Origin of the sequence: Enterococcus malodoratus ATCC 43197, from assembly GCF_000407185.1 — a bacterium.
GTDB classification, from domain to species: Bacteria; Bacillota; Bacilli; order Lactobacillales; family Enterococcaceae; genus Enterococcus_A; species Enterococcus_A malodoratus.
Genome location: NZ_KE136482.1, coordinates 335,879 through 349,637 on the forward strand (window position 1 = coordinate 335,879; position 13,759 = coordinate 349,637).

The 13,759-nt window shown below is 40.7% G+C and carries 16 protein-coding genes and 1 pseudogene; 11 read left to right on the forward strand and 6 right to left on the reverse strand.

Annotated elements, in window-relative coordinates:
• Positions 1 to 4 precede the first annotated feature (4 nt).
• Both lysA and dapF read left to right on the forward strand, forming a co-directional pair.
• A complete protein-coding gene (gene lysA, locus I585_RS11490) occupies positions 5 to 1,303 on the forward strand; it encodes a diaminopimelate decarboxylase (RefSeq protein ID WP_010741948.1) in 1,299 nt (432 codons plus the stop codon).
• Between the two features lie 10 nt (positions 1,304 to 1,313).
• Positions 1,314 to 2,141 carry a diaminopimelate epimerase gene (dapF, locus tag I585_RS11495; RefSeq protein WP_010741949.1) on the forward strand — a complete coding sequence of 276 codons (828 nt, stop codon included), beginning with the start codon at positions 1,314 to 1,316 and terminating at the stop codon, positions 2,139 to 2,141.
• 48 nt (positions 2,142 to 2,189) lie between these two features.
• On the opposite strand, the gene I585_RS11500 is transcribed toward dapF, so the two are convergent.
• Entirely contained in the window at positions 2,190 to 2,939 is a 750-nt protein-coding gene (locus tag I585_RS11500; protein ID WP_010741950.1) for a DeoR/GlpR family DNA-binding transcription regulator, read from the reverse strand.
• Positions 2,940 to 3,184: 245 nt separating this feature from the next.
• Between I585_RS11500 and I585_RS11505 the strand changes: the two genes are divergently transcribed.
• The 9 genes from I585_RS11505 (at position 3,185) to I585_RS23395 (ending at position 10,185) form a co-directional block, all read left to right on the forward strand.
• Positions 3,185 to 3,880 carry a ribulose-phosphate 3-epimerase gene (locus tag I585_RS11505; RefSeq protein WP_010741951.1) on the forward strand — a complete coding sequence of 232 codons (696 nt, stop codon included), beginning with the start codon at positions 3,185 to 3,187 and terminating at the stop codon, positions 3,878 to 3,880.
• Positions 3,881 to 3,892: 12 nt separating this feature from the next.
• A complete protein-coding gene (gene hxlB / locus I585_RS11510; protein WP_010741952.1) occupies positions 3,893 to 4,450 on the forward strand; it encodes a 6-phospho-3-hexuloisomerase in 558 nt (185 codons plus the stop codon).
• A gap of 9 nt (positions 4,451 to 4,459) precedes the next feature.
• The gene (locus I585_RS11515) at positions 4,460 to 5,599 is read left to right on the forward strand and encodes a mannitol-1-phosphate 5-dehydrogenase (protein ID WP_010741953.1); all 1,140 of its coding nucleotides are present in this window, start codon (positions 4,460 to 4,462) and stop codon (positions 5,597 to 5,599) included.
• Between the two features lie 9 nt (positions 5,600 to 5,608).
• Positions 5,609 to 6,040 (forward strand): PTS sugar transporter subunit IIA, encoded by a 432-nt coding sequence (locus I585_RS11520; protein ID WP_010741954.1) that lies wholly within the window; start codon positions 5,609 to 5,611, stop codon positions 6,038 to 6,040.
• Between the two features lie 13 nt (positions 6,041 to 6,053).
• On the forward strand, positions 6,054 to 7,499 hold the full coding sequence (locus I585_RS11525) for a PTS mannitol transporter subunit IIBC (RefSeq protein ID WP_010741955.1): 1,446 nt from the start codon (positions 6,054 to 6,056) through the stop codon (positions 7,497 to 7,499).
• A 228-nt stretch (positions 7,500 to 7,727) separates the two neighbouring features.
• Complete coding sequence (locus tag I585_RS22635) at positions 7,728 to 8,231, forward strand: hypothetical protein (protein WP_010741956.1); 504 nt, start codon at positions 7,728 to 7,730, stop codon at positions 8,229 to 8,231.
• A gap of 2 nt (positions 8,232 to 8,233) precedes the next feature.
• Positions 8,234 to 8,728: a hypothetical protein gene (locus I585_RS22640; protein WP_010741957.1), complete on the forward strand. Its 495-nt coding sequence runs from the start codon at positions 8,234 to 8,236 to the stop codon at positions 8,726 to 8,728.
• Between the two features lie 101 nt (positions 8,729 to 8,829).
• Positions 8,830 to 9,729 carry an NAD(P)-dependent oxidoreductase gene (locus I585_RS11535; RefSeq protein WP_010741958.1) on the forward strand — a complete coding sequence of 300 codons (900 nt, stop codon included), beginning with the start codon at positions 8,830 to 8,832 and terminating at the stop codon, positions 9,727 to 9,729.
• Positions 9,730 to 10,020: 291 nt separating this feature from the next.
• Entirely contained in the window at positions 10,021 to 10,185 is a 165-nt protein-coding gene (locus tag I585_RS23395; protein WP_010741959.1) for a hypothetical protein, read from the forward strand.
• Positions 10,186 to 10,227: 42 nt separating this feature from the next.
• Here I585_RS23395 and rarD read toward each other — a convergent pair.
• From rarD to I585_RS11560, 5 genes and pseudogenes are all read right to left on the reverse strand, one after another.
• Positions 10,228 to 11,117 (reverse strand): annotated as a pseudogene (gene rarD / locus I585_RS11540) (EamA family transporter RarD).
• A gap of 259 nt (positions 11,118 to 11,376) precedes the next feature.
• Complete coding sequence (locus I585_RS11545; protein ID WP_010741961.1) at positions 11,377 to 11,811, reverse strand: GNAT family N-acetyltransferase; 435 nt, start codon at positions 11,809 to 11,811, stop codon at positions 11,377 to 11,379.
• Positions 11,812 to 11,885: 74 nt separating this feature from the next.
• Positions 11,886 to 12,806 carry a hypothetical protein gene (locus tag I585_RS11550; RefSeq protein WP_010741962.1) on the reverse strand — a complete coding sequence of 307 codons (921 nt, stop codon included), beginning with the start codon at positions 12,804 to 12,806 and terminating at the stop codon, positions 11,886 to 11,888.
• A gap of 160 nt (positions 12,807 to 12,966) precedes the next feature.
• On the reverse strand, positions 12,967 to 13,377 hold the full coding sequence (gene fosX, locus I585_RS11555) for a FosX/FosE/FosI family fosfomycin resistance hydrolase (protein ID WP_010741963.1): 411 nt from the start codon (positions 13,375 to 13,377) through the stop codon (positions 12,967 to 12,969).
• Positions 13,378 to 13,438: 61 nt separating this feature from the next.
• Positions 13,439 to 13,696, reverse strand: coding sequence for a hypothetical protein (locus I585_RS11560; protein ID WP_010741964.1), 258 nt, complete (start codon positions 13,694 to 13,696; stop codon positions 13,439 to 13,441).
• Positions 13,697 to 13,759 lie beyond the last annotated feature (63 nt).

Consider the following 13,759-nt stretch of genomic DNA (forward strand, 5'->3'; position numbering starts at 1 on the left):
TATAATGGAATTTGAAACACAAAATGGACATTTGATGTGGGATGGCTGCGACACCGTCGCTTTAGCAGAGAAATTTGGCACACCGCTATATGTATTTTCGCAAACAATGATCGAAGAAAAATGCCAAGAACTGCAACGAGATTTTGTCGAAAAATACGAAAATGTACGAGTGGCCTTTGCCAGTAAAGCATTTTCGACCTTAGCGATGTTAAAAATCGTGCAGCAGCAGGGGTTTTCTTTGGATGTTGTTTCGGATGGAGAGTTGTATACCGCAATTAAAGCCGATTTTCCGGCGGCGCATATTGAGATGAACGGCAACAATAAATCAATCGAAGAATTAGCGATGGCGATCGACTATGGTGTCGGTCGGATCATCGTCGACAGCTTACAAGAAGTGGACTTAATTGCCGCGATTGCCAAAGAAAAAAACAAAACGGTGGATATTCTGTTCCGAATTACGCCGGAAGTCAATGTTCAGACACATTCATTTATTTCGACCGGGCAAAAGGATTCGAAATTCGGTATTCCAATTGATGAAGCTATTTTGTTCCCACAGATTCAAAACGCCATTGAAACACCGGAAGTGAATTTCCTAGGCTTCCATTTTCATGTGGGCAGTCAATTGTTTGATAATCACGCGCATTTGTCAGCAGTCACAATTGCTTTGGATCTAGTTAAATTGGTAAAAGCTAGTTTTGATTATACGATCAAAGAGCTGAATTTTGGCGGAGGCTTTGGGGTGCAGTATACCGATGCTGATCAACCGAAACCGTTTAGCTATTTCACAGATCCAATGATGGAAAAGGTTCTGGAATTTTGCGAAGCAGAGCAATTCCCGCAACCAGCAGTAGTTATTGAACCGGGCCGCAGTATTGTTGCGGAAGCAGGGATCAGTTTACACACGATCGGCGCAATCAAAGAACTTCCGGGCTTGCGAAAATATGTAAGCATTGATGGCGGAATGACTGATAATATTCGTCCGGGACTTTATGAAGCAGAGTATACGGGGATTTTGGCCAATAAGGCTGACGATGCGGCAGTTGAAAAAGTGACTGTTTCTGGGAAAGCTTGCGAAAGTACCGATATTTTAGTGAAAGATATCGAGTTGCCGACGGTTGAGACAGGCGATATTTTCGCTACTTTTTCAACGGGCGCTTATGGTTTCTCAATGGCCAGCAACTATAATAAACTGGCAATTCCGGCAGTTGTTTTGACAAAAGCGGGACAAGCGGAGATTATTGTAAAAAGACAGACGTTGGATCAAATCATTCAAAATGAGGAGATTCCTGAATTCTTGAAATGAGGCTTGGAGCATGAAGGTACCTTTTTATAAAATGCAGGGCGCTGGAAATGATTTTATTCTGATCGATAATCGAGAATTGAATTTTTCCAGTGACCAATTAACAAAGTTTTCAGCTCGTGTTTGTACCCGGCGCGTTTCAGTCGGTGCGGATACATTGATCGCGGTTGAAGAGGCCCGCGGCGCAGGTGATTTTTATGCTCGTTTTTTCAATGCGGATGGATCAGAAGCAGAAATGTGCGGGAACGGCGCTCGTTGTGTTGCTCGTTGGGCTTACGAGACGGGGATCGCGAAAGAAAAAATGATTATCGAGACGATCGCGGGAGATGTGCCGGCGGAACGTTTAGATGCCCGAACGTATCGAGTACAGCTGAATTCGCCAACTGTTTTTGAAGCAGATAAAACGATCCAAGTGGATGGAAAAGAAGTAATCGTGGATTATGTCGAGTTGGGCAATCCGGGGATTCCACACTTAGTCGTTCACGTGCCCGATCTTGCTATGACGGAGTTAGAAACGATTTTTGATTTTGCCAGAAAGTTGCGAAATCACGCGGCTTTTGAGAAAGGCGCGAATGTAAACTTCTATGATATTTTACCTGATCAAACGGTTGTGGAGCGCACCTATGAACGTGGTGTTGAAGACTTCACTTTGGCTTGCGGAACGGGAACCGGTTCGACCGCTTTTGCTTTAACTAAAAAAGGCCTGGTTAAGAATGATCCGGTAGTGATCGAAGTTTTAGGCGGGCAGCTTCAGGTGAACGTCATAGCTGATGAGCTTTATTTGATCGGCGATACGAATATCGTGGTTAATGGAACAATTTTAGATGAAGATTTAGCTTAAAAAAGACGATGACCAAAATCTGGTCATCGTCTTTTTTGTGTAATAGGATTAGTCGATCAAAACAATTTTTTGTTTGTTGTATTCCTTGCGCACCTTATCTGGAATTTCTTCTGAGATCAAATAAGTCAAGTCATCGACTGGACCGACGATGTGGTTGCTGATGGTACCGAATTTGTCGTTAGTGATCATGCCTAGGACTTCGGTCGAAATGCGGACCATCTCGCGTTTGATTTCTGATTCTTGTGTAGTGGGAACGCTGGTTCCGGCCTCTAAATCCAAATTATAAATCCCCATGACATAAAGATCGGCCCGAATATTCTGGAGCTGTTTATAGGCTTGTACACCGATATTGATCATCGATTGTTTATAAAAAACGCCGCCGATATTAATAATTTCGAGGTTAGAATGTTGGGCCAGTTCCAAAGCGATCGGCGGGCTGTTCGTAATGATGGTTGCTCGAAAATCCTGCGGAATCTCTTTAGCCAAAGCAAGATTCGTCGTGCTGCCATCAATAATAATGACGGAATCTTCTTTTAAGAAAGGGAGGGCTTTATGAGCCAGCTCTTTTTTTCGGTCACTAGCTACAGTCTCGCGATAATTAAAATCTGTGATTGGCGGTCCAACGCGCAAGGCGCCGCTATGAACTCTTTTTAAAAGCCCCTGATTATCCAACTCCTTCAAATCTCGTCGAATGGTATCTTCAGAAACGTTAAAGCGCTGACTGAGATCGCTGGCAATAACTTTTTGTTCAATATTTAATAGATCGACAATTTTTTGATGACGTTCTTCTTTTAACATTGTGCGCACTCCTTCTGGTTTCTTCCTGTTCATCATGCCATGCATGCGGTTTTGTGTCAACATAGATAGCGATTTAACAAGTTTTCGTGCATAAACGTGCAAACAAAAATAAAAAATATGCATGTTTATATTGACTTGTGATTGTTAAGCGGTTACACTGGATTTGTAAATGAAGGATGTACGGCATTCGAACCACGCTGATTTTTTCCGGAGAGAATCGGTGTATTGAAAGTAGGAGGAAGTTTATGGAAAAGAAAATCATTCTATCGCCATCCATCATGTGCGGAGATTTAGTGAATTTAGAGAAAAGTATCAATGAATTGGAAGCTGTCGGCATGGATACTTTGCATATCGATGTCATCGATGGCTCATTTAGTCCAAGCATGCCATTAGGAATTGAAACAATTAAAAGAATGCGGGAGATTACTTCAATGAACTTCGACGTCCATATTATGTCGAACGACAATGAATTCTTCATTGGTGAGATGCTGAAGATCGGCGTTGAAGGAATCACTTTTCACCATGAAACAAGCCTGCACGTGGATCGCTATATTCAATTAATCAAAAATGCGGGAACCAAAGTTGGCGTAGCATTGAATCCGGCAACACCTTTAAATGTTTTGGATTATGCTCTACCAGAAATCGATCGGGTATGTCTGATGCTGATCAATCCAGGGTTTGCGACCAATAAGGCTGAAAAACAAATTCCTTATGCCTTGAAAAAAATTACTGATCTACGTCGATTGGTCGAGGAACAAGATTTAGAAATAGATATTCAAGTTGACGGTCGGGTATCGTTAGCGACGATTCCCGATTTATTGGATGCTGGAGCAACGAACCTAGTGTTAGGCAGTACGAGTCTCTTCATTGCCGGCAACACATTAGCAGAGAATCGTCAGTTATTGTCTGAAGCAGTGAACAAATCAGTCTTAGTGAGATAAGGAGGGAAAACGTTGGGGTATACAGCAGTCGAACAAAAAATCGTAAAAGAAATTGCGGCAACATTAGATAATATCGTAGTAAAGGATGTAAATCGGCTAGTATCAGAGATTGAAAAAGCGGAACGAGTCTTCTTTGTTGGTGTCGGTCGTGTACTGCTTTCATTAGAAGGGATCGCCAAGCGCTTAGCGCATTTAGGTGTTCAAACAGTCGTGGTTGGTCAAATTACAGAGCCCGCGATCACAAAAAAGGACCTGTTGATTGTCGGATCAGGCAGCGGAGAAAGCTCTTTCCCATTGGCTATTGCCAAAAAAGCCAAAAGTTTTGAAGCGGCGGTCGCACATATTGGATCAAATGCTAATAGTTCAATGAAGGAATATACGGACCTTTTTGTTCGGATTCCAGTACAAACAAAACTGGCTTTACCGGGTGAGATTCCTTCGGTTCAGCCGATGACGAGCTTATTCGAACAATGTTTACTCTTACTAGGAGACAGCATTGCTTTGATGATGGTAGAAGAAAAAGCGATAGATATGCCTAGTTTGTGGCAATATCATGCTAATCTGGAGTAGGTGAAGAAAATGAAGGCGGTACATTTTGGCGCAGGCAATATTGGTCGAGGTTTTATCGGACAAATTTTACATCAAAATGGATTTGAGCTTTGTTTCGTTGATACGGATGAGACTTTGATTCAACAACTGAATAAGGCTGGCGGTTATTCGATCGAGATCATTGATGAAGATGCGACAACTGATTTTATTGATCAAGTGACAGCTTTAAATAGTATCACCGAGACAGAAAAGGTGCTAACAGCGATTGAAGAAGCAGATATTTTAACTACTTCTGTGGGTGCGAATAATTTAGTAAGAATTGCTCCAGTTATTGCACAGGGGTTAAGTAAACGGTTTGAACAAAAGCGCAGTCTCAATATTTTGGCGAATGAAAATATAATCAACGCCAGTGATATTTTGAAAAAAGAAGTTTATGCCCTATTGACTGAAGCAGAGCAAACTACTTTTGATCAGTATGCTTATTTTGTGAATACGGCAATCGATCGCCAATCTCTTGGGAAAATCGTTGACGGAAAAGCGATCGCGATCGTCGAACCGTATTATGAATGGGTGATTAATCGGCAGCAATTCGATCCGGCGACACCGTTTGAACTGGAAAAAGCGGTCATGATCGATGAGATGCAGCCGTATATCGAACGAAAACTTTATATCGTCAATGCGGCTCATGCGGCAGTAGCGTATTTAGGCGCATTGCAAGGCTATAAGACCATTCAAGCAGCGCTTCAGGATTCAAAAATTCTTCGTTTGGTCAATCAGTTTTTAGCGGAGAATTTAGAGTATTTTGTAAAAAAATATTCGTTTTCACGAGAAGATTTAAAGCAGTTTATCGAAAAAACACTGAAACGCCAAGGAAATCAAAAGCTTTCAGATGAGATTGCTCGTGTGGGCGGCTCGCCAATCAGGAAGCTGGGCCCAGAGGATCGTTTAGTTGCTCCGGTAGCAAAACTAACTATTGAGGATTTGCCCCACGATGCGGGCGTAAAAATTATCGCGGCCGGTTATCACTATCGTAATTCCGCTGATCCAGAGGCCGAAAAGATAAAGTCATTGATTGCTGAAGAAGGTTTGGAAGCCACGATTAAAAAAATTTCCAATTTGGATGGAACGTTGCTTGAAGAAGTGGCTGCTGCTTATGAATCGCAGAAATAGGAGGCAGAAATGTTAAAAGAACAGTTAATAGGACAGACGATGTTTGTTGAGGCGATAGATTCTTGGCAGGAGGCCATCCAAATGGGCGCCAGACCGCTCCTGGAAAAAGGTATTATTGAAGAATCGTATGTTGAGGCGATGATCCAAAATGTTTTAGATAACGGTAATTACATCATTCTATTGCCGAAAGTTGCGATGCCTCATGCACGTCCGGAACATGGAAGCAACGGCATTGGGATGACTTTCTTACATTTGAAGGAGCCCGTGATGTTTCCGGGTGAAGAACCGGTCGAGGTATTATTTACCTTATCATCCGATTCTCCCGACGGGCATTTGGAGTTGATCGCCAATTTAGGCGAACTATTGAGTAATGAGGAATTATATCAGAAATTATTTGAGGTTGAAACTGAGCAGGCGTTGTTTGATTTGATCAAGGAATAAAGGAGAGAAGGAAATGGATGTAACGAATGAAGGTAAACAGGTATCAATGCGTGCGAGAGTCCAAGCATTTGGCGGCTTCTTAACGAATATGGTGTTACCAAATATTGGCGCATTTATCGCATGGGGGATCGCGACCGCATTATTTATTCCAACAGGTTGGTTTCCAAACGAATCATTAAATGAATTAGTCGGTCCGACAGTCAGTTATTTATTGCCATTATTGCTCGCTTATACTGGCGGCCGTATGATCGGCGGACATCGCGGAGCGGTGTTAGGGTCAATCGGAACAATCGGCTTGATTATCGGTTCGGATATTCCGATGTTCATGGGCGCGATGGTGATCGGTCCATTGGGCGGCTGGATCATGAAGAAAACGGATGACTTTTTAGATGGAAAGATCCCGGCTGGTTTTGAAATGGTCGTTAACAATTTTTCAATCGGAATCATTGGATTTGTCTTAATGTGTTTGTCCTATTTAGTGATTGGCCCGACGATTCAATCAGCCAACCAATTTGTTACGAATGCGATCGAGGCATTAGTTTCAACTGGATTTTTACCATTGCTGTCTCTGATCAATGAGCCGGCGAAAGTCCTGTTCTTAAATAATGTGATTGACCAAGGTGTTTATTATCCATTAGGGATGCAGCAGACACTAGAAGCAGGGAAATCGATCTACTTCATGGTGGCTTCAAACCCTGGACCAGGTCTAGGATTACTATTGGCTTATTCGTTCTTTGGCAAGAAAGTAGCGAAGCGGACAGCGCCTGGAGCGATCATTATTCACTTCTTTGGCGGAATTCATGAAATGTATTTCCCCTATGTGTTGATGAAACCGATTACGATCTTGGCGATGATCGCAGGTGGTATGGCGGGGACGATGACATTCCAACTACTTGGAGTTGGTTTGGTAGCTGGACCTAGTCCTGGTTCGATCTTCTCTTACTTGGCGCTGACTCCTCGAGGAAATTTCTTTGGTGTAATTGCCGGAGTGGTGATAGCGACAGCCGTTTCATTCTTAGTGACCGCTGTAATTTTGAAGGCGGACAAGACGGCCGACGACGATGAAAGTTTTGAAGAATCTGTTCAAAAATCAAAATCAATGAAATCAGAAGGAAAAGAATTATTGAATGGCGAAAACTCTAAAGCAGCCAACCTAATGACTGCTGAAATAAAGAAAGTTTCCTTCGCTTGCGATGCGGGAATGGGCAGCAGTGCGATGGGGGCCACAACATTTAAAAAGAAACTTCAAAAAGCGGGTATCACGGATATCGAAGTGAAAAATTATCGCATCGAGGATGTGCCGACAGATAGTGATATGGTGGTCGTTCACCAAGACTTGGAAGAACGAACCCGTAAAGCCCATCCGAAAATGACGATTGTGACGTTGAAAAATTACTTGCAAGATCCAGCGATTGATGAATTAGTCGATGAGATCGTTGAAATCAAGTCCAAAAAATAAAGTGAAAACATCAGCAGATTATTCTGTTGATGTTTTTTTATCTTTTTTTTGAAAAAAAGTGTAATTATAAAGGTACGCAAATAGAACCTCTAAAAGTTGAAATACCCAAACTTTTTATCATTTATTTTAATTAAGAGTATTTCTAAAAACTATTTACATTGTTGCATTTTTAGTTATATTATTAAAGCATAAAATGCAAGCGGTTTCTTTAAAGGTGGAAGATGGAGGATGGAAGCAGTAAAGTTAGGGCAAAGACAGTTGTTCGCTATGGGAGAAAAAAGCTTAAGTAAACGCCTAGGCCAATTTTATCAACAAACGGGAAATACTGCGGAAGTAGTGGAGTTTGCTGTAGCGACCCTCATAAGGCACACTTTATGTTTAGCAGATTTTTCAAATTGCTGCAAAACGTTGCTCCGCGAGATTTTTCTTACTTCGAAACCCAATAACACGCTGCGTCAGTACTGCGTCCTTTTTCAAGATTATTTTGAAGCTGAGGAATGGCAGCAGGTTCTTGACCGCCTTTTTCAAAACCGTAAGGAATACAAGAAGTTTACCAAGGAGACTTGTTTATATAAAAAGCTTTTAGATAAGAAAAATCAGGAGGTACCTGAACCTTCGGAGTATCAATTCAACATTGTGTCCGTTTTTAAAGACGCCGCTGGCAAAAAAACACCTGGACTCTGCGCGATGCCAAACAGGTTCGTTCAGAAGTTGAAACGAGTGAGGTCTTAAAAATGTTATCGAGCCTGACAATTTTCCAAGACGCCGGTGTTCGTCGCTTCACGGAATATGTGAAATTCAAAAGCCATAAAACGTATCTTGATGCGGAACATGAGATGACTCAAGAGGAGCAGGAAAGTTCTGCTCAAAATGGCTCAGCTGACAAGACCGATGTATTGAACGCTGATTATGAGCCGTCGTCTCAGCAACCGAAGAGCGCTTCGACTGTTGGGTCTGGTAAAAAAACCGCAGAGAAAAAGGACGCAAAGCCTCTACTTTCAGAAGAACCACTGTCAAATGGACTGAAATCGCCAGTCGCAAAAACGGCATTTTCGGCTGAGAAGAATAAAGTATCAAGTCAAGTGGGTACAAAAACGCAAGCGGCAAAGTTGGATAATCCATACGGACATGATCGCAAAAGCATGGAGCGCATTAAGAAAGGACGCGAAGCTAAGCGTCTTAAGCGAGTGGTAGACAGGCAGCTTGGTAAAAAGAAAAATAGAAAGTAAATAGATTTCGTTGCCTTTAGGACTCAGAATCGTTCTTCTTCATTGACGCAGAAATTTGTAGGACTTATCATGAAGGGAGTATGATTATCTAGGAGGCTGACATGAAGAAATTTAAAAAAATGGTGGCGATTGAGCCAACCAAATTATTGCCTGAGTGGGATGAAAAGTTGAAAACGTTGGCGGAGGAGACCGTCTTTTATGAAGATATTCCAACTGAATCATCAACAATCATTGAACGTATCGGCGATGCAGATTGTGTGATGTTGAGTTTTACCAGCTTTATTGACAAAGAAGTATTGGATGCTTGTCCGAACATTCGCTACATCGGCATTTGCGCCAGCTTATATGCACCTGAAAATGCAAATGTAGATATTCTTCATGCGGAAAAAAAGGGAATCTTGGTAACTGGTGTGCGGGATTATGGCGATGAAGGTGTGAAGGAATATGCCATCAGTGAATTGGTTCGCCTATTGCAAGGCCGTGGTCCTGCAATGTGGAAAGATGAACCGATGGAATTGACGAATGTCAAAGTTGGGATTGTCGGTATGGGCACAGTGGGCAGTCTATTAGCGCGGACAATGAACTTTTTTGGGATGGACGTCAGTTATTACAGTCGCACGCGCAAACCCGAAATAGAAAAAGAATTAGGTATGGACTATCTATCATTGGACGATTTATTAGGGAAGGTCGATATTTTAATCACTTGCCTGAACAAGAATGTTGTCTTGCTAGATGAAGTAGCCTTTAACAAATATGGCAATGGAAAAATTTTGATGAACGTGTCGATTGCACCCTCCCATGAAGTTTCGGCGCTAAAAACTTGGCTGGCGCAACCGGGAAATTATGCGTTCAGCGATACGGAAGCAGGGTTAGGAGAAGACGTAATCGGTTTGCCGAATGTTTTTGCTGGGAAAACCAACGCTGGACTGACCTCTATGGCAAAAGTACGCTTGGCGCAGAAAGTAATCGATAATATCGAAAATTTTCAAAAGACCAACTAATACGTATGAGTGTAGGAAACGGTTCAAGCAGATTTGCTTGAACCGTTTTTTTTGCCAACTTCATGTAATGAAAAGTTACACAAAATGTTGCAAAATGAAAATTATTTTTATTCTATGTAAGTAAATATAACATAAGTTATTGAAATCCCGATAAAAACTCGCTATGATTATAAAAACAGAGTTAGGGACTGACTGCTTAAGCCACAGAAATAAGTAGTTAGGTGATCCTGGCCTAAAGTCTCGCTATGAATTTTGCTCGCTGCCGGTTTTGAAAAGAAATGGGGAAAAGATATGGAGTATCAGTACTTAGTTCAAGTCGAAACAATTGTTGGGGAAATGACGGAAGAAACATTCACGACTCATCGAGAAGCACTTTGCTATGCGACAAATTACGGAAGGGTCAAGATGAGTAAAGTGTTTAAAGCGGGTGAACAGGTAAATGAATTCAATTATTAATCGTAAGTTATGAGAAGTATTCGGCTAAAAGAGGGCTCGTCTTTACAGACGAAGCCCTCTTTTACGTGATTCGATAACATTTCCGGCAACAAAAATTAAAATTCCCAGCCAAATAAAGGCGAAGGCGATAAATTGCGGCAGTTCATAAGGCTCATGGAATAGAAAGATTGCCATGGCCAGCATAATAGTAGGATTGACATATTGCAAAAAGCCGAGAGTGATATAAGACAATTTTTTACAGCTGTCGCAAATAGCAGTAAAGGAATTGCTGTAACGATCCCAGCTCCAATAAGTAGTAAATTAGTGTTCATCGGATACTGCATAAATCCCGTTGGTGAAAGGAAAAACAGATAAATCAATCCAAAAGGAGTGATGATCAATGTTTCCAAAGTAATACTTGTAGCAGCGCTCAACTGCAATTGCTTTTTAGTCAGACCATACAAACAGAAACTAGCGGCTAAAAAGAGCGAGTTGAAGGGGAAGACCCCGGTTTGAATCGTCAATAACACGACACCCGCGAGAGCCGAAAAGCTTGCGAGTTTTGCCTGTTTAGATAGTGGTTCTTTCAAATAAATGGCGCCTGCCAAGACATTTAGCAAGGGATTGATGTAATAACCCAAGCTGGCTTGTTGAACCTGCCCAATCGAGACAGTATAAATATAGATTCCCCAATTGAGAGAAATAAAAATCGCGGCGATGATAATGGCGAGGGTATTTCGTTTACTTTTCAATAGTTCCTTAACTTCTCGAATAAAAAGCGGAATTTTTCGAAATATAACTAAATAAATCGTCATAAAAATCAACGACCATACGATTCGATAAAATAGAATATCCACTGACCCGACATTTCCTAATAATTTCCAGTATAGCGGCAGGATGCCCCAAACTATATACGCACTAAACCCATAAACCAACCCAGAATCTTTTTTCATTGGAACCTCCTTCATTGAACAGTATTCATCATTTTAACATAAAAAAAACGAGGATTTTAATAAAAGATAAATTAAGGTTATTGATAAGTTGAGTAAGTTTGAAAAAATAGGGCAAATAGCACAATCATCCGTGTCTGAAATCTGACTGTTTAAGATTAACGGTTTCAAATTATTAGGGGAAAAATGGAACATAAAAGACCATCAGCTAATGATGGCCTTTGAGACAGTTATTGTTTGATTTATTGTGGTATCGAAGAAGTCATGACCGCTGCCACTTCATGGATAATTCTATCTCATTTGTTTCAGCATCTAGTTTTTCTTCTTGAATCGTAAACTCTTTTTTCAGGTAGAATTGTACGGCATTCTCGTTCTTTTTATAGACATTCAGAGTTAACTGAGTATGATCAGATTGTGCTTCCTCTAATAATTGGGTACCAATTCCCAGTGAGCGGTATTCATACAAAACGAAGATGCCCGCAATGTACTCGTCAATGAGACCAAGAAAACCAACAATCTTTTTATCCTGATAGTAGGCATAAATGGTTGCACTTGGAAAAGAATTCAGCACAAACTGGTAATTATTATGCCAATACTCCTTACTGATGAAATCATGGGCCTCAATATTGCTCTTTAACCAAATTTGAGCGATAGCTTGTAAATCAGTACTGCTTAACTGGTCAATTAGTTTGATCATATTTTGCTCCTTAATTAATAATAAAACCAAAATTCTAAGCTCTAGTCTTTGAGTATTTTATCTATCTAAAAGAATTAATAGCCCAATTGTCGGACACTATTTTCAATGTAATCACTATATTGCGGGTATTCTGTTTTTAATACATCACTTTCAGCAATTACCGCCGATACAGCGCTTTGAACATCATTCGGCGAACCGCCGGCTGCGACTGCTTTGTTTTGATTATCGATTGCTGCATCCCTGGCTGCTGTTAACCGATTTTGGATATCCGCATATGCTTGATTTTCTTTTGACGCTTGATCATTTACTTCTGAAGAGGATTCTGCAACATCACTTGTAGAATTATTTGTACTAGTATCCGTTGGTGTGAATTCTATTGCTTGGTATACGGCGGCTTTGTGGGAATCGCTATTTTTGCTAGTAAATGCTAATGCAATATGACCATTGTTCATAGTATAGGCAAAAATTTTAGTATCGTTTCCGTTAAAGGGAGTTAAAAAGTCGGCACTAACCGCATTTGTTGTATCAGAAAGTTTGAGTTCGGTATTAGCTTTAACTGTTTTTTCTGTTCCGTTTTCTACCACGTTTATTTTTTTAGTCGAGATATTTTTTGGAACAAGAGAAGCATTTTCTCCCATATGTGCTGTAGGATCGGTATTGGCTTTTGCTCGAGAAGCAACCATTATATCGCTGCGATCGCTATATGTTGTTATCGCAAAACCTAATTGATCATAGTTTCCTTGATAAATCTGATTGCCTGGAAAAGCAACACTATATGGATAATCATTTTTTTGCGAGCTGCTCCTATCGTTAGAACTTTCGCTAGCTTGGGAGGACGAAATAGAAGACTCACTTGATGTGTTGTGGTTTGAGTCCTTGTTGCTTTGCCCGTAGAAAAACATACCTAGCAGAGCTATGATTATTATGACTGCTATTATAATGAACCATTTTAGTTTGGATTTCTTCTTCATCATTTGATTTTGGTTTCTTTGCATGATAGACACCCGCCCAAAAAGTATTTATTCAATTATATCGCAACATGGCATAAATATATCGTCGGACCACTCGATTCTACTTGCCTATCAAGTAATCGGTTAAAAAAATTCTTTAGAGGGTAATCGCTAAAGCGAGCCACCAGAGCCCACGGCTTTAAAACTAATCCTGATAAGAGTTATATTTAGTCAAACGCTCCTCCAAACTCCCTGTGTGCAGCTCAAACAGATGATTGTCATAATCATAAAAGTAAATAGATTCACCTTCGCCAGTGATTCTTGACCGGCCTTTTTCAATTTTTAGACCGGCTTTTTTAATGCGAGAGCGATACCCCTCCAGCTCTGAAATGGGAATATTGAATGCAATATGGTTATAACTCTTAGGCAAGTCCACTGTTGGATCTTCCATTAGTGCGATCCAGAGAGAATCAAGGAGAAAGAATTTTTCTGGATGAACAGAAAATTGAATAGCCTCACTAGAATAAATTTCTTTCGCGCCAAAGACATTTTTTAACATATTAGATGAACGTTCAAGATTTTTTACGATAAACGTGATGTGACTGATTGAAGGCAATAAGAGCCGCTCCTTTCGTTTGAAAATACTTAATAAAAAAACCATTCAACTGGATGAATGGTTAAGAATTCAATTTATTTCTAAATTTAGCAAATACGACAGCGGTACCGATAACCACACTGTAATACAAAAGCGGTATGAGTGGCGAGCCGAATCCTTCGAAATAATAATAATAGAATACCAATGATCCGCCAGAGAAAAAACAAGCAGCAAACATTTGGAATAGGGAGGGTCTTCTTTTGAACAAAGCGATCGTATATGCGCCTAAAACAGCACCAAGTGCACAAATTAGAAAAGCAGCAACATCTCTAGGTAACATGATAACCACCTCCAATTTTATTATACACCGTGATATTAATTCAGTAAAACGGATTCTGAGTTA

Excerpts from the sequence above, each read along its gene's own strand:
- I585_RS11500 (WP_010741950.1), bottom strand. The coding sequence starts at position 2,939 with ATGTTAAAAGAAGAACGTCATCAAAAAATTGTCGATCTATTAAATATT.
- I585_RS11550 (WP_010741962.1), bottom strand. The coding sequence starts at position 12,806 with ATGCAAAGAAACCAAAATCAAATGATGAAGAAGAAATCCAAACTAAAA.
- I585_RS22640 (WP_010741957.1), top strand. The coding sequence starts at position 8,234 with ATGTTATCGAGCCTGACAATTTTCCAAGACGCCGGTGTTCGTCGCTTC.
- dapF (WP_010741949.1), top strand. The coding sequence starts at position 1,314 with ATGAAGGTACCTTTTTATAAAATGCAGGGCGCTGGAAATGATTTTATT.
- I585_RS22635 (WP_010741956.1), top strand. The coding sequence starts at position 7,728 with ATGGAAGCAGTAAAGTTAGGGCAAAGACAGTTGTTCGCTATGGGAGAA.
- I585_RS11515 (WP_010741953.1), top strand. The coding sequence starts at position 4,460 with ATGAAGGCGGTACATTTTGGCGCAGGCAATATTGGTCGAGGTTTTATC.
- I585_RS11525 (WP_010741955.1), top strand. The coding sequence starts at position 6,054 with ATGGATGTAACGAATGAAGGTAAACAGGTATCAATGCGTGCGAGAGTC.
- I585_RS11520 (WP_010741954.1), top strand. The coding sequence starts at position 5,609 with ATGTTAAAAGAACAGTTAATAGGACAGACGATGTTTGTTGAGGCGATA.
- I585_RS11545 (WP_010741961.1), bottom strand. The coding sequence starts at position 11,811 with ATGATCAAACTAATTGACCAGTTAAGCAGTACTGATTTACAAGCTATC.
- I585_RS11560 (WP_010741964.1), bottom strand. The coding sequence starts at position 13,696 with ATGTTACCTAGAGATGTTGCTGCTTTTCTAATTTGTGCACTTGGTGCT.
- lysA (WP_010741948.1), top strand. The coding sequence starts at position 5 with ATGGAATTTGAAACACAAAATGGACATTTGATGTGGGATGGCTGCGAC.
- I585_RS23395 (WP_010741959.1), top strand. The coding sequence starts at position 10,021 with ATGGAGTATCAGTACTTAGTTCAAGTCGAAACAATTGTTGGGGAAATG.
- I585_RS11505 (WP_010741951.1), top strand. The coding sequence starts at position 3,185 with ATGGAAAAGAAAATCATTCTATCGCCATCCATCATGTGCGGAGATTTA.
- I585_RS11535 (WP_010741958.1), top strand. The coding sequence starts at position 8,830 with ATGAAGAAATTTAAAAAAATGGTGGCGATTGAGCCAACCAAATTATTG.